Source organism: Haloarcula sp. K1, from assembly GCF_001647155.1.
In the GTDB taxonomy this organism is placed as follows: Archaea; Halobacteriota; Halobacteria; order Halobacteriales; family Haloarculaceae; genus Haloarcula; species Haloarcula hispanica.
On the sequence record NZ_LRHL01000012.1, the window covers coordinates 59,934 to 79,197 of the forward strand.

19 protein-coding genes are annotated in these 19,264 nt (G+C 64.0%); 6 read left to right on the plus strand and 13 right to left on the minus strand.

Translation table 11 applies throughout. From position 1 onward, the window contains the following. Positions 1–84 precede the first annotated feature (84 nt). Both AV929_RS22745 and AV929_RS05135 read right to left on the minus strand, forming a co-directional pair. Positions 85–219, minus strand: a complete 135-nt coding sequence (locus AV929_RS22745) for a hypothetical protein (protein WP_023843340.1) — start codon at positions 217–219, stop codon at positions 85–87. Between the two features lie 220 nt (positions 220–439). Continuing rightward, a complete protein-coding gene (locus tag AV929_RS05135; protein WP_064287615.1) occupies positions 440–1,936 on the minus strand; it encodes a hypothetical protein in 1,497 nt (498 codons plus the stop codon). 206 nt (positions 1,937–2,142) lie between these two features. Here AV929_RS05135 and AV929_RS05140 point away from each other — a divergent pair, with 206 nt between their 5' ends. Next, positions 2,143–2,328, plus strand: a complete 186-nt coding sequence (locus AV929_RS05140; protein WP_008311620.1) for a hypothetical protein — start codon at positions 2,143–2,145, stop codon at positions 2,326–2,328. Here AV929_RS05140 and AV929_RS05145 read toward each other — a convergent pair. Next, positions 2,325–3,419 carry a rod shape-determining protein gene (locus tag AV929_RS05145; protein WP_008311619.1) on the minus strand — a complete coding sequence of 365 codons (1,095 nt, stop codon included), beginning with the start codon at positions 3,417–3,419 and terminating at the stop codon, positions 2,325–2,327. The two genes, AV929_RS05140 and AV929_RS05145, sit on opposite strands and share 4 nt — an antisense overlap. Before the next feature lie 140 nt (positions 3,420–3,559). Then, positions 3,560–4,045 (minus strand): FlaD/FlaE family flagellar protein, encoded by a 486-nt coding sequence (locus AV929_RS05150; protein WP_014040806.1) that lies wholly within the window; start codon positions 4,043–4,045, stop codon positions 3,560–3,562. A 170-nt stretch (positions 4,046–4,215) separates the two neighbouring features. Here AV929_RS05150 and AV929_RS05155 point away from each other — a divergent pair, with 170 nt between their 5' ends. Both AV929_RS05155 and AV929_RS05160 read left to right on the plus strand, forming a co-directional pair. Then, complete coding sequence (locus tag AV929_RS05155) at positions 4,216–5,121, plus strand: ParA family protein (RefSeq protein ID WP_014040807.1); 906 nt, start codon at positions 4,216–4,218, stop codon at positions 5,119–5,121. Further along, complete coding sequence (locus AV929_RS05160) at positions 5,118–6,101, plus strand: chemotaxis protein CheW (protein WP_064287616.1); 984 nt, start codon at positions 5,118–5,120, stop codon at positions 6,099–6,101. The genes AV929_RS05155 and AV929_RS05160 overlap by 4 nt, the downstream gene beginning before the upstream one ends. Before the next feature lie 710 nt (positions 6,102–6,811). Here AV929_RS05160 and AV929_RS05165 read toward each other — a convergent pair. The 4 genes from AV929_RS05165 to msrA form a co-directional block, all read right to left on the minus strand. Further along, positions 6,812–7,957 (minus strand): NAD(P)/FAD-dependent oxidoreductase, encoded by a 1,146-nt coding sequence (locus AV929_RS05165; protein ID WP_064287617.1) that lies wholly within the window; start codon positions 7,955–7,957, stop codon positions 6,812–6,814. Between the two features lie 69 nt (positions 7,958–8,026). Further along, positions 8,027–9,001 carry a phosphomevalonate decarboxylase MvaD gene (mvaD, locus tag AV929_RS05170; protein WP_014040810.1) on the minus strand — a complete coding sequence of 325 codons (975 nt, stop codon included), beginning with the start codon at positions 8,999–9,001 and terminating at the stop codon, positions 8,027–8,029. Between the two features lie 87 nt (positions 9,002–9,088). After that, positions 9,089–9,625, minus strand: coding sequence for a cob(I)yrinic acid a,c-diamide adenosyltransferase (locus tag AV929_RS05175; protein ID WP_014040811.1), 537 nt, complete (start codon positions 9,623–9,625; stop codon positions 9,089–9,091). 100 nt (positions 9,626–9,725) lie between these two features. Then, positions 9,726–10,394: a peptide-methionine (S)-S-oxide reductase MsrA gene (gene msrA, locus AV929_RS05180; RefSeq protein WP_014040812.1), complete on the minus strand. Its 669-nt coding sequence runs from the start codon at positions 10,392–10,394 to the stop codon at positions 9,726–9,728. A 91-nt stretch (positions 10,395–10,485) separates the two neighbouring features. Here msrA and AV929_RS22255 point away from each other — a divergent pair, with 91 nt between their 5' ends. The 3 genes from AV929_RS22255 (at position 10,486) to AV929_RS05190 (ending at position 11,335) form a co-directional block, all read left to right on the plus strand. Next, the gene (locus AV929_RS22255; RefSeq protein ID WP_004591646.1) at positions 10,486–10,656 is read left to right on the plus strand and encodes a hypothetical protein; all 171 of its coding nucleotides are present in this window, start codon (positions 10,486–10,488) and stop codon (positions 10,654–10,656) included. A 68-nt stretch (positions 10,657–10,724) separates the two neighbouring features. After that, entirely contained in the window at positions 10,725–10,928 is a 204-nt protein-coding gene (locus AV929_RS05185; protein ID WP_014040813.1) for a hypothetical protein, read from the plus strand. Positions 10,929–10,966: 38 nt separating this feature from the next. Further along, positions 10,967–11,335 (plus strand): response regulator, encoded by a 369-nt coding sequence (locus AV929_RS05190; protein WP_014040814.1) that lies wholly within the window; start codon positions 10,967–10,969, stop codon positions 11,333–11,335. A gap of 128 nt (positions 11,336–11,463) precedes the next feature. Here the strand turns inward: AV929_RS05190 and AV929_RS05195 are convergent, their stop codons facing one another. The 5 genes from AV929_RS05195 to gcvT form a co-directional block, all read right to left on the minus strand. Then, the gene (locus tag AV929_RS05195) at positions 11,464–14,586 is read right to left on the minus strand and encodes a PAS domain S-box protein (protein WP_064287618.1); all 3,123 of its coding nucleotides are present in this window, start codon (positions 14,584–14,586) and stop codon (positions 11,464–11,466) included. 76 nt (positions 14,587–14,662) lie between these two features. Beyond that, entirely contained in the window at positions 14,663–16,084 is a 1,422-nt protein-coding gene (gcvPB, locus tag AV929_RS05200) for an aminomethyl-transferring glycine dehydrogenase subunit GcvPB (RefSeq protein ID WP_064287619.1), read from the minus strand. A gap of 82 nt (positions 16,085–16,166) precedes the next feature. Continuing rightward, entirely contained in the window at positions 16,167–17,510 is a 1,344-nt protein-coding gene (gene gcvPA, locus AV929_RS05205) for an aminomethyl-transferring glycine dehydrogenase subunit GcvPA (RefSeq protein ID WP_064287620.1), read from the minus strand. A 106-nt stretch (positions 17,511–17,616) separates the two neighbouring features. Further along, the gene (gene gcvH / locus AV929_RS05210; protein WP_014040818.1) at positions 17,617–17,994 is read right to left on the minus strand and encodes a glycine cleavage system protein GcvH; all 378 of its coding nucleotides are present in this window, start codon (positions 17,992–17,994) and stop codon (positions 17,617–17,619) included. Then, entirely contained in the window at positions 17,991–19,082 is a 1,092-nt protein-coding gene (gene gcvT / locus AV929_RS05215) for a glycine cleavage system aminomethyltransferase GcvT (RefSeq protein WP_064287621.1), read from the minus strand. The genes gcvH and gcvT overlap by 4 nt, the downstream gene beginning before the upstream one ends. Positions 19,083–19,264 lie beyond the last annotated feature (182 nt).

The following is a 19,264-nucleotide window of genomic DNA, read 5'->3' on the forward strand; positions in this document are numbered from 1 at the left end:
CGAGGCAGAGATACTGGCAACGCCGTCAGTAGCCAGAGCAGTGGCTGAGAGTGGGACTATCGGTGAGAAAGTGGGCGGAACCGGTCAGTGAACGCGGGCGTTGCGGGCCTCGGCCTTCCAGTCGATGACGGTTTCGTGACAACTGGGACAGACGAACTCGGTGAGCTTTGTCGTCTGATCGTTGTATGACATCCGCGTGCCACAGTTGGTACAATCCATTATAATTGTATATATTCTACTGAAGGATATAAATTTTCTCCTGACCATAGTCGGCTCGGGCGGGAGACGGCCTGACACGGCTGAATTATGCTATGTCATTACATGGTGTTGATCAGAAACCCCCAGTCTGTGGCAATAGCGCCACCGCTACACAGTTTCGCCAGGGTGCGGACGGTCGCAGACAACGGACGGCGAGCCGAGAACGGATGGCTAGCGAGGACTACGACCCACCGTGTCCCGTCGGATCGATTTTCGGGTCGGTGCCGTCGATACCGCTCTCGATATCCGAGAGGTCAGTCGTGTCAGTCGGTGACGGCGAGGGTTCGTCGGCGGTCGTGATGTCCAGGTCCGGCGTTGTCCCAGTCTCGTCGAAGCGGTCGTCCACGTCGACGGGTTCGCCACCGAGTCTGGCCTCCGTCCGCGAGAGTCGCTGTTCCACGGCATCCAGTTCCGCTTCAAGGTGATCGGTGGCGTCCGGATAACAATCCTTGGCGTCCGCCAGCGCGGTTTCGAACGCCGCCCGGGCCGTCTTGTACTCCTTTAACGCGGCGTCGGGCTGGCTGGCGTCGGCGTACCAGTCCCCTGCCTCCATCGCGTCCGTCGCGACCGTCCGCCGCGCGGCGACGAGGTTCTCCGCGACTGTTCCCAGTCGGTCCCGGACCTTCTCGGGGTCGCCAGCGAACCGCCGCTCGTCCGCGCCCCAGTCGAGTTCGAGAACGTCTCGGTAGGCTTCGAGCGCCTCGGCCCAGTGATCGGCGGCGACAGCGGGGTCTTCCGCCGCGACGGCCTCGTTGTCGGCCGCGACCGCAGTGCGCAACGGCGACTGTTCGAGGTCCTCGATGACGGTGTCGAGTCGGTCCCGCTCGGCACGGATGTCCGGGAGGTCGGTGACGCCCCCCGTCGGGAGCGAAAAGATCTCGTCGTACTCCGCCCGCGCCGCCTCGTAGGCGTCGTACGCCGCCTCGAAATCGTTCCCCCGCCAGTGCTTCTCACCGGTGTCGACCGCCCTTCGGGCACGGCTGCGGCGGACTTCCGCGAGTGTCGCGACGTGGCGCTCCCGTACCGTCGCGACACGCCTTTCGAGCGCATTCGCGTCTCCGGGCGGCCCGAACTCGGTGGCCGTCTCGCCGGCCGCGTCGAGTCGGTCCCCGGCTTCCAGCACCGACTCCAGTGCCTGCTCGTGGTCCCCTCGGTCGCGCTGTTCGGTCGCAGTCACGAGGATCCGCTTGACCTCGTCCAGGATGTTCTCGACGCGGACCCACGCCTGTGACGCGTGCGAGAGGTACGCCGTCAGGTCCACGAGTCCCTGCTTCCCACAGTGGACCTGCCACTCCGTGTCGCCACATCGCCGAAACGTGATCCGGCCGTGTCCCAGCGATCGGTCGCCCGCAATCTGATCGATATCGACGTGTGGGATGGCGAACCGCGTGTCGCCGTCGTCGTCGCCCACCAGCAACAGGAACCGCTTGTCAGTCACGATCCCGATCATCCGATAGTTACTTCCTGGTCGCACCGTCTCGCCGGACTCCGACGTGCCGATTTCGATGCCGTGCTTGCGACTGGTGAGGGCGAACTGCGCCGTCTCGTCGTCGTCGACGGCTCCCAGTGCTGGCCCATCGTGGAGATATCCGGCCGAGAGGAGTCCGCCCGAACCGGTGCCGGTGAGAACGTCGGGCGGATCTCCCTCGAAATTATCTAAGTTGATAATTTTTCCCATTACCGGGTAGAATAGGCCTTAGGACTTGATATTCACTTATCTATTCTGATATCGCTGTGGTAAATTAATCTGGTTTGGGTGCATATCGTGCTGCTGTTCCTCGGTCACGGCAGCCCTGTCGACTACGCCGTGACTCCCTACCGTGCGTCAGCCGGCAGACGGCTGTCTGACTTGGCTTTAGGTATCATGTCTCCGTACTTGGCCACATGCCACGTACCCGTCTCAGCGGGGGTTCGTCTCAGGAGCGACAGGGTGGTGGTCTCTCGACCGACGCGACCCGTCTCGGAATCGACACTGACGTATTCGAACTGCTCTCGACCGATCGTGGTCACGAAATGGCACAGTCTGAGCCCAGAATCGAACGGTGGCTGAACTGCTGGCGGAACCCCTAGTTGGTCTCGACGAGACGCGCCGCGATCCGCTGTGCGCCGATGGTCGGCGCGACGTCCGGTTCGTCGGCGGCGATGACTTCGATGTCGCGGTTCAGCTCCGCACTGAGTCGCTCCTCGAACTCGTCGACGATGCCGGGGATACAGGCCATGCCGCCGGTGATGGCGATCGGCCGGTCCAGTGCTAGCTGGTACACCTTCATGTAGTCGTTCGCCAGCTCCGGCAAGAACGTGTTCGCCAGTTCGTCGACAGCATCGTCGAGGTACTCGTTGACCGCGTCCATCACCGAGCGCTCGATGGTGAACTCGTGTGAGCCGCCGCCGGGCTGCTGGATGATGTCCGTGAACGGCTCGAAATCGACGAAGTCGGCGTGTTCCTCCTTATATTCGCGGGCAGTCTGATTGTCAATGTTGACCCGGCCCTGGGTCTCCTCCTCGACGTAGTTGGCGATCATCCGGTCGACCTCGTTCCCGGTCACCGCACCCGTCGTGAACGGAGAGAGCTGTTCACCGCGGCGGTACGCGGAGGCTTCGAGGTTCGTCGACCCCATGTTGACGGCGACGAAGATCTCGTCGATGGCTTCCAGGTCGTCACCGAAGGCCGGAATGGAGCCACACAGCGACTCCGGATAGCTCTCGACGAGTTCCAGCCCGATCGAGGAGTTCTCGATGACGTTCTGCAGGTTCTCCAGCCCGGTCGGGTTGTCGATAGTCGGGATGGCGTACACGACGCCGCTGTTTGCCGGAATGTCATGCTCCTCGATTATCGCCTCGAAGAACGTCTTGGTCATCTCGGCCCGGTCGGCGTCCTCGGGGAGTCCCGACCGAAGCATGTACTCGACGCGGTCCGGATACTCGCGGGCCGCTTCCTCGCCGTAGAGGATCTTCTCCTCGCCGGTCAGGGCGTCCTCGTACGTCGCCATGCACGTCAGTGTCTTGATGATTCGGTTCTCCGTGCCGTGTTCGCCCGGCAGGGCAATGACGGTCCGGGTGCTCCCGAGTTTGACCCCGACCGGAACAGCGGCAGCGCCGTCCGACGACACACCGGCGTCCGATTCGGACCCGGTGCCGTCGTCCGCATCCTCGTCACTCATATACGGTCGTCCTTGTCGACCGCCCGATATATATCCTCTCCCTAGTATTCAGGACTGATAGCTGTCCTCTCAGGTGGCTGATACTGAAACCCCCTCGGTAGCGGGGATTCGAAGGAAAAAGCTGGTGCTGAAAACGAGCGTTACGTCATCGCAGTGAGCTTCGCGACGTAGACGAGACTCAGCATGTGGTCGTCGACGCTCAGTTCGTTGTCGTCGTTCGTCGCCGACTCGTCGATGCCGAGCAGATAGTCCGAGAGGTCGTCCTGTACGTCCTCGGTGATCCAGTCGATAGAGCGGTAGTAATCGAGCGCTTCGTCGGCCCCCTGATACCCGGAGTGCATCAGCAGGAACTCCAGCCACTCGAAGACCACGAACTCCGCGGCGTAGGTCTCGGGCAATGTTTCGAGATAGGGCTTCTCGTTGGCGTCGCCGCCGAGGAACGGCAGCAGTTCACGGTACAGCCCGGAGCGGAACGAACTCCCCGCAAGCACCTCTTCGTCGGAGTCGTCAAGCCCCATGTCGAGGCCCGTCGGGTCCGGGACGTCTTCGTCGCTCATCCCGTTCCCCCGCTGACGAGCCATCTTCCGTAACTCGTCGAGGTCGTAATCGCGCGGGTTGATGGTCATGATACTGACCCTTCAATCTACACAATCATAAATCTTGCACACCGTCAGACGGCCGTCATGCACACGCTCGCGGGTGTTTCTGTCTCGTCCGCGTTCCGTCCCCCAGTTGCGACGTTGATAATCGGGACCACATTTTTATAGTGGCTCGGAGTCGACCTGTGGATACTTGGATGATGAACCGGCAATCAGAAACCGGTCCAGCCCGCTTCTGTGTGACCAACGCGAAAGGCGGGACCGGAAAGACGACAGTTGCTATCAACGTAGCCGGTGCACTGAACGACCGCGGCCGGGACGTCCTCTTTATCGACCTCGATCCCCAGGGCAACGCCACGGAAGGCGTGGGCCTCGTCGAGGCGTACGACGCCGACCCGCCGACGCTGTTCGACGCACTGACTGGCGACCCATCGGCGCTGGGTGAGCTTATCTGCGAAGGCGAGGAGATGGACGTGATCCCCTCCAGCATCGATATGCTCCAGGCCGAGCACGAACTGACCATCGCCGACCTCATCGCCCGGGTCAACACCCAGGGCGGAGATATCGATCAGGCCGCGCTGGCCTCGTTCGCGATCAACATCACGCCGGAGATGGTCACGGGGTCACACGCGCTCGACACGCTCGACCGGGCGCTGTCGACGCTCGATGCCGAGTACGACTACGTTATCATCGACTGCCCGCCGTTCTACGGGAAGCTGACTGACACCGGCATGTACGCCGCACAGAACGTCCTCATTCCCGCACTGACTGAAGCGACCTCCGAGCGAGCCATCGAACTGCTGATGGACCAGATGGCCGCGATGGAGCGCCAGACCGACGCGTCGATCAACACGCTCGGTGTCGTCGCCAATCGGGTCGAGACCACGTCCGAGGACGAGACGATGCTCGAATGGTTCAACATGGCGTTCCCGGACAGTCCCGTCTGGGAGGTCCGCAAACGGGTGGCGCTTCAGCGGGCGTTCAGCGCCGGTCAGTCTATCTTCGCGACCGAGGAATCGTGTGACATGGCGGCTGTCTTCGAGGACATCGCCGCTGAACTCGACGAGCAGTTCGGCTTTACCGACACAGAGGTACCAGCATGAGTGACGACGAACGTATGGACAGGGCGGAGCGCATCCGGCAGATGCGCGAGGGGAACAAGGCAGAAACTACCGACGACACTGAGGAGACAAACGACGCCTCCGCGGACGGCTCCGGTGAGCAGCCCACCGACGAGGGCGAAACCGAGGAGACAGCAACCGAGGTAGCCACCACGGACTCAGCGGCCGCCAGCGATGACGCGGCTGACGAAACGGCTACTGCCGATGAACAGGCCGCCGACGACGGCGGTAGCGATACTGGCTCCGACGGCGCAACGACTGATCAGAGCGACACTGACGCGATGGCCGCCGCACAGCGAGCGGCAGAGGCCTCAGCACAGGTAACTCCCGAGAACGTCGCCGCCGGTGGTGCCGACCAGCCGACGGACGACCTGTCGGCGTCGGCCAGCCCGATGCAGGGACCGACCGGCGTTGAGTTGCCGGACCAGGAACTCATCGAGGAGGCGATGGCGTCGGACAACACCGCCACGACCGAAGGTGGCGCGCGCGCCGCGGCTATCGACGACGACGCGACCCAGACAGAAGAACTGGTTCGGGTACTCGAGTTCGCGCTCGGTGACGAGTACTACTGTCTCGATATCGACTACGTCGAGGAGATCGTCAAACGCGAAACGGTCACCCGCGTTCCCAACACCGAGGACTACGTCGAGGGCGTCGTCGACCTCCGGGGCCAGATTACGACGATCCTCAACCCCAAGGAGATGATGGACATCGACAGCGACGGGACTGAGAACCTCATCGTCGTCTTCGACGCAGGTGTGTTCGAGGAACAGGGCGCGATGGGCTGGATCGTCGACGAGGTCCGACAGGTCGTCCCCGTCGCCGAATCTGAAGTGAACACCGCCCCAGTCGACGGCGAGTACATCAACGGCGTCGTCGACCGCGACGGCGAAGACGAGTTCGTCATCTGGATCGAACCCGACGACGTGCTCGGGAACGCGACCGCGGACGGCGAGGACTGACGCGCCCTACTGTTTTCAGCTTGGTTGCATCCCCTAACTGGCACAAATATCGTGTTGCATACGTAAAGGTGTATCCAGCGTTGGTGTCGAGTCAGATGTCTCATTCCACAATGTACATCACCTATCACGATCACGCACTTTCACAGAGGCTATGTCAGAAAAGTCGCCCGGCAAATCCTCCAGCAAGTCCTCCAGTGGCCCCTCCGGTTCACCGTGGTGGTATGGCATCGCATTCTTCATCGGCGTTTTTGTCGTAGTGCAGGCTTCGTATCGTGTTCTCCAATTAGTGAGCGAAACACAGGCCGGTGCTCCACCAAGCCTTGTGCCCTCCGGTCCGGAGACTGGCTTGCTATTCTTACTTTCCTTACTCACGGTCTCAGCAACGGTTCTAATCGGAGGTCTTCTGGCCCCACTGTACTCGTTGTGCCTCTATCTCGATGTCAGAACGCTCCGTCAGCAAGGCACCGACTGGATACCGAACCGAGTGCTGTGGGGCACCGTTGCCATGCTTCACTTGGGCTCATTTGTGTTTTCGGCTGTGCAACTACTCACGATTCCGGCCGGTGTAGCATACCTATACAAGCGTCACAGAGAAATCGGACTCCGATAACTCCACAGCCACGATTTACCCGCGGTAACCGACTCGTGCGGTCTGTTCACCACGGCCGCAAATCCTATCGAGGCTTTCACCGGGGCCGTTTTCCGCTTCTCTACTCGCTTTCTGACTCCTCTGTGTCAAGGTCCAGCTCCTCGCTGACGAGATCGACCGCGTTCTGGACGGCTCCAACTGTTCCCAGATAGCCCGCGCCGACAGTCGTCTTGAGCGCCAGCGCGGCCCGCCCGGTGAGGATAGAGGGGCCGACCTTCGCCACGGCGTCGTCGCCGACCGAAACGAGCCACCCTGGGACATTGAACTGGTACTGGGTCAGTCGGGGCTGGAACTCGCCGGAACCGCCCTGTTGCCGCTCGACGAGCGTCCCGATGTTGTCCGCGGCCACACGGGCCTCGCGGATGGCAGCCGCCGCACTCGCCGGCACGGCCTCGCCGTCGCTGTCGACGACTCGGGCGGCGTCGCCGACGGCGAACGTCGACTCGCCGAGTCGGAGGTCCGCCCGGACGACGGGGCGGTCGGCGTCGAGTGCCGGCGACCCCTCGATACCGCCGGTCCAGACGAACTGGTCCATCGCCAGGTCCGAGCCGTCTTCGAGCGCGATGGTGTCAGCATCGGCCCCAGCCACGCCCGTTCCGGTCTTGACTGTCACACCAGCGTCGACCAGCGCGTCGTGGACCGCCGACTGGAACGACGCCGGGAACGACGGTGCGACGGCGTCTTCCTGTTCGAGCAGGAGGACCTCGCTGTCGCTGTCCGAGGCCATTTCGGCCAGTTCGCCGGCCACCTGCACGCCAGACAGGCCAGCGCCGCCGACGACCACGCGGTCGCCGTCGCCGAGGTCGAGGAACTGCTCGCGGATATCGTGGGCGTCGGCAAGGCGCTTCAGCGGCGTCGCGTGCTCGCGTACGCCCGGAAGGTCGTAGAAGGCCGTTCGTGCACCGAGACACACCGCACCCACGTCGTAGGACAGCGTCTCAGCCCCGTCCAGCGTCGCCGTCCCTTCGTCGGGCGATACGTCCGTGACTGTTGCCTGTCGGACCTCGCAGTCGAGGACGGCGTCGAGGTCGACAGTGATCTCGTCGGCCAGCGACGGCCGGCGGACGACCCGGTGGAGTTCGTGCTGGACGAGGTGTTCGGGCTCCTCGTCGACGACGACCAGCGAGACGCTATCGGGGAGAGTCTGTTCGAGCTTTCTGGCGAGCGTGAGCCCGGCGTATCCGGCTCCGAGAACGGCGACGCGCATTGTGTTCTCCGGTTAGGACGGCGTCGGGTTAACCCTGTGCTCGGGAGCGACGATTCGATCAGTGCCGGTTCAGAACAGCGCCTTGTCCTCGTCGAGAATCTGTGCGGGGCCGCCAACATCCCAGACGCGGGTGTCGACGCCGCAGTCGGCGACCGTCTCTTCGACGCGGCCGACGTACTCCTCAGTCGTATTGATGTAGACGCTCGCGCCGGTGTCGACGGAAAAGTACACCGGCACGTCCTCGGTGTTCCGGAGCTCCCGGACGGCGTTGAAAATCTCGATGGTGCGAGGCTGCCAGTACACCCAGCCGGCGGGACCGGTCATCGTCGCGGCGGCCAGCGACAGCGAGTCCTTCTCGGCGAGGTCGAAGACGGCGTCGAAATCGCCGTCGTACAGCGCGTCGCGCATGTCCGAGATCTGGCCGTGGATGTGGGCCATCCGCGACTCGAACATGTGGCTCTCGGCAGCCTCCTTGTGGGCTTCCTCGGTTTCCTTGTAGGATGGGACCATCCCGGCGACGATCCGCAGGTCGTCTTCGAGGTCCGTCTCAATGCGCTCGCTCCGACAGTCCTTGTCATTCATGCCGGTCCGCAGGTGGGAGAACGCGCCCGTCACCGCGCGAGCGGCCGAGGAGGAGCCGCGCCGGGCGACGGTCGATATTTCCGGTCGTGTCATGTCAAGGCCCGCCGCCTCAACGAGGGCCATTGCCGCGGCGGCAAAGCCCGACGAGGAGGAGCCAAAGCCGATGTTCGTCGGGAAGTTGTTCGCCGACTCGAAGCGGACGCCGTGGTCGATGTCCGCGAGGTCGCGGACGTGGTCCACGACGGCGTCGATACGCTCGGCCCCGCGGCCGGTGACCGTTTCGCCGTCGATGACGTACACGTCCTCCTCGCGGTTCGGGTCGAAGGCGGCCGTCGTCTTCGAGTGGCTCGGTGCGGTACAGACGGAGATGCTGTCGTGGTACGGCAGTCGCAGTTCCTCGTCTCGCATCCCGTGGTACTTGACCAGCCCCTGAATCGGATGTGCCTTCGCGGTCGCTTTCATACCTCACCCTTCCGGGCCGGTCACTTTGCTATTGCGAACCGCCGTCGCCGACGCGGTACTGACGGCGGCCGCGCGGGAGGTGTCGTCTCAGTACTCGGGGTTCTCCTCGCGGATGCCCTCCCGCTTGTTGACGAGGCGGGCGAGCGTGAACAGGGCGTCCGAGAGCCGGTTCAGGTAGATGATAGCCGTCTCGTTGACACCGGCCTCCTCGGCAGCAAAGGAGACGCAGCGGCGCTCTGCGCGCCGACAGACCGCGCGGGCGTGGTGGAGCTTCGCCCCCGGCTCCGATCCGGAGGGAAGGATGAACGATTCGAGCGGGTCAAGCTCCGAATCGGCCTCGTCGATGAGGTCTTCGAGCGTCTCGACGTGGGACTCCTGTATCCGTGGGTCGTCCTCGTCGGGGTCGGGGTTGGCGAAGTCGGCCTGAACGATGTGGAGGTGGTTCTGGATGACGCGGAGCTTTTCGTCGATGTCATCGTGGCCGGTCGGCCTGACGACGCCGACCAGTGCGTTCACTTCGTCGACGGTGCCGTACGCCTCGATGCGGCGGCTGTCCTTCGACACCCGCTCCATGTTCCGGAGATCAGTCTGGCCCTGGTCGCCGCGGCCGGTGTAGATAGTCATAGCTGGATCTGGCACTGCCAGCGTCTTATAGCCGTGGGCGAATCGTTGGGGCGCGCGGGCGGCCGAGCCCCGTGGCGACTGTGAACCGCTAGCTCCGTGTTCAGAGCCGGCGGCGGACCTCTGAGAGCGCAGCCGGTGAGATATCCAGTTCGGCAAACAGCGCCTCGCGCTCGGCGTCGTCCCCGTGGCCAGCGACGAAGCCGTTGAGCCGGGCGGCGACCGTCGAATCGACGAACGCATCGCCGTAGATATCTTCAAGTTCATCGGCGACCACTGGCGTCGAGCGGAGTTCGTACTTCTGGTGGTAGTCTTCCGCCAGGTAGAACTGGTCGAGGGTTTCGATGGCCGTCTCGACTGACCTACCCGTCCGCGATTCGAGTTCCTCGCGCGTCCGCTTGGCGGTTTCACGCTGCTGATCGTTATGAGCCAGCACCACGCCGCGGTACTGGCGTTTCCGAGGGGCGGAAAACGGCGTATGGTTCGCCCAGAACACGGCAAGCAGGTCCTCGTAGCGCACCGCCTCGGGGTCGTACTCGACCTGGACGACCTCGGTGTGGTCGCCCAGCGAGTAGTAACTGGGGTCCAGGTCGGTGCCGCCGGCGTAGCCGACTCGTGTCCTGACCACGCCCGGTGTCGCGCCGAAGCGGGCGTCTGGCCCCCAGAAACAGCCCATGCCGAACGTCGCCGTCTCGGTCGCCGACGGCGGCAGCGATTCAGCGTCGACGGCCAGTTCGGTCGGATGAGTCGGCTCGTACGCACTCGGAATCATACTGGGATACAGGGGTTCGAGCGGTTTGCCCCCTTCGACGCCCCGAGTGGAACCGGGAAATTCAACTGTACCCCCGCGGAAACAACTGGATATGGGCCTCGAACTCGAACACTACTGTCCTGAATGCGAAGAGTACCGCGACTTCTGGAAGGTCGCGAGCACGACGATGCACCTGGGGACCAAGATCAAGTGGCACTGCCCGGAGTGTGACTACGGGTTCGTCCGCATCGACGGCGAAGTCGACACCGGCCAGGCGGCATAGCTCTCCGGAGCGGTATAGAGACCTCTTAGCAGCCGTTTTACACCGTCCCTGAGAGGTATCCATTACCGATGAGTCTCGACCCGGACGGTGCGGGAAACGCGACCGCCGAGCGAACGCAGGCCCCGCACGACCTGTCGATGACCGTGGTTGAGTACACCGGCGAACCGGACCGCTGTACCGTGTCACCGCGGGGGCTCTCCGGCATTGCCAAGCTATCGACGTGGATTACCGTGGACAAGGACATCGTCGTCAACCTGGATGCGATGCGGTGACCGAGAGTTTTTATCGGGGAACCACGGACCTAGAACCGATGAGTATCGAGGTCCTACTGGTAGACGAGGACGTAGACGTTCTGGACATCGTCGGGACGTTTCTGGGACAGGAAGACGAGTTCGAGATCACGACGGAAGCCGACCCAGAGGCGGCACTGGACCTGGCAACTGACGGCGATTTCGACGCCGTCGTCAGTGACTACAAGATGCCCCGGCTCGACGGGATGGAGCTATGTGCCGCGCTCCGGGAGAACGACGTCGACATCCCGTTCCTGCTGTTTACGGCCCGCGAGTACGACGACGTCGCAGATGCTGCCGCGGAACATGGCGTCACTGCCGTGGTTCAGAAGGGGACGGGCACGGAGCAGTACAGCGTGCTCGCCGACCGGATCCGCGACGCCATCTAAGTATCCAACCGACAGTGTGTCATAGAATGCGTCTCACGCTCTCTACTTGGCGATTATACAATCATAAACTTTCGTTTAAGCCTGTGGTTTCGCTATTCGCCGGTTCTATTCAATATAGAGACAGTGGATCATAACTGTCGAGAACTATTGTATGACAGGCTCAACCGAGGCAGTTCTAGCGTGACGACTGTCCCGCCGTCCCGACCGCTAGCGAAGTCGACGGTGCCGCCGTAGGTTTCGGTCACCCAAACGACCAGCCACAGGCCGAGGCCGGTCCCGTGACGGAGTTGTGTAATCGGTTCGTCGCCGGTCACGACGTCGAGTTCGTGCTGTGGAATCCCCGGGCCGTCGTCGGCGACAGTGATTGAGACGGTTCGCTGGTCGGCCGTCACGTCGACGCTAATCGACGGGTCGTCGCCGGCGTGTTCGAGGCTGTTTTCGAGGAGTTCACCGAGAATTCGGTGCAGCCGCCCATCACCCGCCGTAACCGACACATCCGGGAGGTCTGTTTTGATTTCACCGGCATACTCGTCGTGATACGAGGATACGGTATCCGTAACGGTTGCGGGCACGTTGACCGGGGCCGCGCCGTACTGGTCGCGGCGAACGGAACGCTCCATGTCGCGCGCCCGCTCACTCAGCGACGCCATCTCCTCCGCCTTTCGCTGAAGTCTGTGGAGAATGGCTCGCTGGTCCTCGTCGTCGATTCGCTCGTCCAGCGCGTCAGCCATTCCGAGGACGACAGTCAGGTCGTTCCGGAGGTTGTGCCGAAGGACGCGGTTGAGCAGTTTCAGCCGGCGTTCGCGCTCGCGCTGCTCAGTGATGTCGGTGTAGATACCGAACCCGCGGACGCTGTCGCCGTCCCGGCTGTACGGCACGCCCCGGAAGAGGAAGTCACGGAACCCCGTCTCGGTCATCAGTCGGAGTTCGGTCTGGAAGGGGTCGCCGTTCGCCCGTCGGTCGTCGAACTGGGGCAGTTCGTCGTGTGCAGTGTCCGGTGGTCGGAGGAGGTCGGAGAGTGGGCTGTCGACGGCTGTGTCCTCGCCGTACCCGAACACGTCGGAGAACGCGGGGTTGACCGACCTGACGACCGACTCGTCCGCGACCGTCTCCGTTTCGATGACGGCGTCTGGGAGCGTGTTGAACAGGTACGAGAACCGGTCACGCTCGTCTTTCAGCTCTGCCCGCGCCTGCTTGAGTTCGGTCAGGTCCCGGACGACGCCGACAGTGCCGCGGAACTGGTCCGCGTCGAGCAACGAGACCTCGATTTCGGCCGGACGCGTCCCTCCGCTGGCCGTTTCCAGCGCCGCTTCGAGCTGGACCGCCCCGGTTCCGCCCGCGCGGCAGAGGTCGCCGATACGACAGGCGAACTCGTCGATAGTGTCCTGGTCGAGAACAACGCGCGGATGCTGGCCCAGAAGCGTCGCCCGCTCGTAGCCGAGCCACTCCGCGAGCGGTTCGGTGACCAGCTGGAACCGACCCTCGTCGTCGAGGACGTACATCATGTCACGGACGTTCTCGAACACTGACTCGTACCGTAACAGGCTTCGCTCACGCTCGACGCGGTCGAACGCGGCGGCTGCATTGGACGCGAGAATCTTGCCGACGGAGACGTCCGACTCGGTGAACTCGTGGCCCTGTCGCGCACCGATGCTCACGACTCCGTGGTCCCCCATCGGGAGGTACATCACCGCTGTCAGCACGTCGGAGTCGTAGTTGTCGATCCGCTCGAACTCGTCAACGATCAGCGGCTCGTCGCGCTGGAACGCGTCGCCGGGGAACCCTTCGTCGGCGTCGTACACCGGTCGTTCCGGGACCTTGTCGCTGGCTGCGACCGGTCGGAGTGTGTCCGCCTCCTCGTCGTACAGCCTGACGAGCGAGTGGTCGAACCCGAGATCCGACTCAGTCGCCTCGATGACTGTTTCGGCGACCTCCTGGGGTGTCTTGGCCTGCATGAGCGACCGAGTCGTATCAAGCAGTCCGGACAGCGCCTCGTCGCGCCGTTTCTGTTCCGTGATATCCCGGATGACGCCCGCGGTCCCGGCGAATCGCTCGTCGTCGTCGTACAGCAGCGTCATGTGGTCCTGGGCGGGGAATGAGTTCCCCGACGCCTGCTGGATCTCCAGCTCGAACGATTCCTCGTCGTCGCGGTCCCCGAATATCATCTCCTGAACGATTGATTCGGCGCGCTCGACGACGGCGTCGTTCTTGATGAACCCGGTGTAGGCGCCGAGCAGCTCCGACTCGGAGTAGCCAGTGAGGTCGGTCATTGCTTGGTTGACGAACTCGAAATACCCCTCTGAGTCGAGCGCATAGACGCCGTCGTCGACCGCTTCGATGATGTTCTCATATCGTTCGAGTTCGTCCTCGCGGCGGCGGCGTTCGAGTTCGCGGTTCATCCATTCGGTCAGCAGTTCGAGAAACGCCTGCTCCGAGTCCGAAAACGGCTCCGGACGCGGGTCGCTGTCGGCGAAACACAGCGTCCCGTAGGTCGTCCCGTTGACGCTGAGTTCGCTCCCGATATAGCAGGACATCCCGGTTTTCTGGGCGATTGGTGGACCGCCCGCCACGTCGGTAGCGTCGGCGACCTCGTACATCTCGCCGGTCTCGATGACCCGATCACAGTAGGTATCTTCGACCGGGGTCGTGGCCCCGGGCTCGAAGCGGGGGTGATCGCCGACCATTACCGCGATCTCGTGTGTTCCGTCCGCGATCCGGTTCAGAAAGCCAAGTGACACGCCGAGCCGCTGGCATCCGATTTCGAGGACTCGTTCGACCGTTTCGGTCTCCGTGAGCCCGTCTTCCGTTGCGAGCTGTGCTAGCTTCCGAAGCGCCGCGTTGTTCGTCTGTAGCTCGTGCTTGCGCTCGATGGGATCGGCTGGACTGTCGGCGCTCGTGTCGGTCCCTGTCAGGATGTCGCCGACCCGTGTCGCCAGGTCCACATCGCTCCGCGGGACGTACTCAGTGACGGCCAACTGCGTCGCACGGGCGGCGACCTCGCCGTCCGGTTCGGCCGTACAGAGAACGATCGGGAGGGCGTCGTATTGCTCGCGTATCGCCGCCAGCACGTCCAGACCCGTTTCGTCCCCCGGGAGCTCTTGCTCGCAGATGACGGCGGCGTAGTCGCGGTCGGCCAGCTCCGACAGCGCGTCTGCCGCGCTGGTGACTGGCGTAACTGCAACCGATGCGTCAGGTGTGGCTGTGTCCGCGTCGGCAAGACCCACGTACAACAGGTGCGGCGTATCGGACATAGCGTTGCGTTGTAACTGCTATACAACGGGGTGGCATATACGCTCGGGCGGGAGTATCAATTGTCGAAACGAGCAGCTACGTGTCGTCAAGCGCCTGCCAGGAGAGTCGCGGGTTTCGGGCCGCAGTCGCCTGGTCGATGCGTTTCGCCGCCGGACGCGACGGCGCGTCGGCCAGTTCGGCGTCGGAGTCGCCGGCCACGGCGTTGAACGCGGCCGCGAGCTGGTCCAGCGAGCGTTTGGTTTCGCTCTCCGTGGGCTCGGTCATCAGCGCCTCGTCGACGATTTCGGGCCACTTCGTCGTCGGCGGGTGGACGCCGTAATCGAGCATCCGCTTGGCCGCGTCGGCGGCGTCCTGCTCGCCCGCGCTGGCGACGAACTCGTGGTGGAACGGGCCGAAGGGCACCTCGTACTCGATCTGCTCGGCGAGGTAGTTCGCGTTCAGCACGGCCTTCGCGCTGGCGTCTCGGAGGCCTTCGTCGCCCAATCTGGCGATGTACGCAAAGGTCTTGAGCAATACCGGCCAGTTACCGTAGAAGCCGTGGACCTTCCCGATGGAGTTGTCCGGCTCGTAGTGTTCGTAGTTGCCGCCGCGCTCTCTGACGTGTGGGTTCGGGAGGAACTGAGCGAGTTCCTCGCGGACGCCGACCGGGCCGGCCCCGGGACCGCCGCCACCGTGGGGCGTCGCGAACGTCTTGTGGACGTTGTAGTGCATCACGTCGAAGCCCATGTCGCCGGGGCGAGCGCGCCCGAGCAGGGCGTTGAGGTTCGCGCCGTCGTAGTACAGCAGGCCACCAGCGTCGTGGACGATGTCGGCGACGTGCTCGATGTCGCGCTCGAACAGCCCCAGCGTGTTGGGGTTCGTGAGCATCAGCGCGGCGGTGTCGTCGCCGACAGCCGCCTCCAGCGCCCCGATGTCGACCCGGCCGTCGTCGCCGCTCGGGAGCTCGACGACCTCGTAGCCGGCCATCGCCGCCGTCGCGAAGTTCGTCCCGTGCGCCGAGTCCGGGATGACGACCTCCGAGCGCTCGTCGCCGTTGTGCTGGTGGTAGGCCTTCGCGATCTGTATCCCGGTGAACTCGCCAGCCGCGCCGGCCGGGGGCTGTAGCGTCACCGCGTCCATCCCGCCGATGCGGCCGAGGTAATCCTGCAGGCGGTGACACAGCGCCAGCGTTCCTTGCACTGTGGAATCGGGCCGGTCCGGGTGGATGGCGGCGTCCGCCCGTGCAGCCACGTCCTCGGTGAAGGAGGGGTTGTACTTCATCGTACACGAGCCGAGCGGGAACGGCCCGCTCTCGACGCCGTAGTTCATCTGCGAGAGGCGCGTATAGTGCCGGGCCAGTTCAGGCTCGGCCGGGTCCGGCAGGGAGAGCGAGTCCCGCGTCAGGTCGTCGGGCAGCGGCGAGTCTTCGATGTCGACCGTCTCGCTGGCTTTCTCCGAGAGCAGCGGCTCGTACCGGTCGTCGCTGTCGTCGGTCCAGCGCGCCTGGTCGTATTTCACGCGAGACACCCCCGTGTCGAGCGTGAAGCTCGTGGGACGTGGTTTGTCCCACGGTGTTTCGCCGAGTAGCGCGAGGCGAGTGTCATTTCGCCACCTCCCGGAACGCCGCCACGAACTCGTCTGTGGCATCAGTAGTGGTCTCGGTCACACACACCTGCACCAGGTGGTCGTCGACCGCGTGGACCGCGAAGCCATCGGCTGCGAGGTCGGCAACGATGGCGCTTGCGGGCTGGTCCGTGTGTGCGAGGAACTCCCGGAAGTGGTGGCGGCCGTGAATCGGGGCCGTCACCCCGACAATATCGTCGAGGCGGTCGGCCAAGTCACGAGCGCGGGTGACGCAGTCTTCAGCAAGATCGACCAACCCGTCCGGACCGAGCCACGCGGCGTGCATCGCGGTCCGGAGCGCAACCCACGCCTGATTCGTACAGATGTTCGAAGTGGCCCGTTCCTTGCGGATGTGCTGCTCCCGCGTCTGGAGTGTCAGCGTGTACGTGCGACGGTCGGCTGCGTCTTCGCTGGCCCCGACCAGCCGACCGGGGACCTGCCGCAGATACTCCTCGCGGGTGACGAACATCCCCAGCCCGAAGCCGTAGGCGGTGCCAGTCCCCAGCGACGCGGCGTCGCCGACGACCACGTCGGCTCCGACATCGGCTGGGCGCTCCAGCAGGGACAGCGCGATCGGATCCGAGCCAAGACAGAACAGCGCGTCATGGTCGTGGGCAAGGTCACCGATTGCGCCGAGCCGTTCTTCGATAACGCCACGGACTGTCGGCGACTCGGCGTACACCATCGCGGTGTCGTCGCCGATCTCGTCGGCCAGCGCCGGCACGTCGGCGACGCCGTCGGTCATCGGGTATGACTCGACCGTGAGGGCCGGTCCTTCGGCGTAGTTCGACAGAACGGTGCGTTTGCCCTCCCGGAGGTGCTCGGGAACCAGAATCCGGTCGCCCGAGACCGAACGGACGCGCTGGGAGAGCGTCGCCGCCTCGCCCAGCGCCGTCGCGTCGTCGTACATCGAGCAGTTGGCGACGCCCAGTCCCGTGAGTTCGACCAGCATCGACTGGAACTCGAACAACGCTTGGAGAAAGCCCTGTGCGACCTCTGGCTGGTACTGCGTGTAGGAGGTCAGGAACTCCGAGCGGCTGGCGAGGTCGTCAACGACGCTCGGGACGTAGTGGTCGTAGTGGCCGCGGCCGAGAAACTCGGTGAGGTCGGCGTTGCGGCCCAGGAGGCCGGCGACTTCCCGGCGCGCCGCCCGCTCGCTCCGGGCGTCGATACCGAACTCGCCGTCGAAGGCGACGGACTCGGGAACGTCGAACAGCGATTCGAGGTCGTCGGCCCCGACTGCATCGAGCATCGCCGCGGTCTCTGCGGCCGTCTGCGGTGCGTACGGACTGCCTGTTGCGTGTGAGTCACTATCGCTCATTGGAGAACCACCCAGTAGCGCCGGGGTGACATGATATCGACAGCTAGCGACCGTGCCCACATTAGGTTACTCCTTTCACCCCCGCAGGGACCGCTGCCACCGAGGGTTACTCGATCTGGTCGCGGTACGCGTCGGGTGAAAGCAGGTCGTCGCTCTCGTCGGCTATCTCGACCTCAAGCATCCACCCGTCACCGAACGGGTCCTCGTTCAGCAGTTCCGGCTCGTCGCGGAGCCGGTCGTTGACTGCTGTGACGGTGCCGGAGACGGGGGCGTACACGTCGGATACGGCCTTGATAGACTCCACTACGCCGAAGTCCTCGCCCGCGGTCAGCTCCGCCCCTGCCTCGGGCAGTTCGACGAACACCACGTCGCCGAGTTCGTCCTGTGCGAACGCCGTGATGCCGACCTCGGCGGTGTCGCCGGAGACGCGTACCCATTCGTGTGACTCCAGATATCGCAGGTCGTCGGGAACGTCGAAGCTCATCTATCGAGGAATGGTGTGCTCCTGGTACGTGCTTTCTTCGGTTCGCCGCGGACGACGACGCGGACAGTCTCGCCCGGTTGGGCGTACGCCGTCGGGACGTAGGCGAGGGCAATCGGCGCTCCCAGCGTCGGACTCATCGTACCGCTGGTGATGTGACCGATCGGCTCTCCGTCCGGCGTCGTCACGTCGTACCCGTGACGCGGGACGCCGCGGTCGATGAGTTCGATGCCGATGAGCTTCTCTTCGGGACCGTCAGCGGCGACGCCCTCCAGTGCGTCCCGACCGACGAACTCCGTATCTAGTTTGACGGTCCAGCCGATACCGGCCTCGTAAGGCGTCCTGGGCTCGTCGACCGGGTGGAACTCCTGCCCGGAGAGCAGAAAACCCATCTCCAACCGGAGGGTGTCGCGCGCGCCGAGCCCGCAGGGCTGGCACTCAAGCGCGCCCCAGACCGCCTCGGCTTCGTCGGGCGGACAGAGGATTTCGAAGCCGCGTTCGCCCGTGTATCCCGTCCGAGCGATCAACGAGTCGACACCGGCGACAGCCCCGTCAGCCACCTCGAACCGCGACAGGGCAGCGAGCGAGACATCTGTCTCGGCTGCCAGCAGGTCCGGCGCGTCAGGCCCCTGGACGGCGATCATCGCGTACTCCTCGGTCCGGTTCGTCACCGTCGCGTCGATCCCCCGCTCGTCCCGCTCAGAGAGCCACCGTTCGGTCATTTCCCCGTCGTGCCCGGCGTTCGGGATGAACAGGAACTCGTCGGCCGCGCCTTCGGGCAATCGGTAGACGACGGTGTCGTCCAGCATAATTCCGTCCTCGTCTGTGATGGCCCCGTACTGGGCCTCGCCCGGGTCCAGCACGGTCACGTCGTTGGTGGTCAGCCGCTGTGTCAGCGTCGCCGCGTCCGGCCCGGACACGGTTATCTGTCCCATGTGTGAAACGTCGAACTTCCCGGCTTCGCTCCGGACAGCCTCATGTTCCGTGCGGATCGACTCGAACTCGACCGGCATCTCCCACCCGCCGAAATCGGTGAACGAAGCGTCGGATCGCTGGTGAACCGCAGAGAGCGGTGGTGCCCGCAGTGTCATACGCGGACCTCTCGTACCGCGTGGTCTTACCGTTTGGCCCTTGACCGCCTGTGGCCTCGCGATAAACCATATGTGGCGATATCAAATCGCGGATTGCGGTATAGTAGCCATTGAAAATCAATGCACACCTGATCGCACGACGGCAGTGCGATCAGTGTTAAATCGTTTCAATTGTTACTATA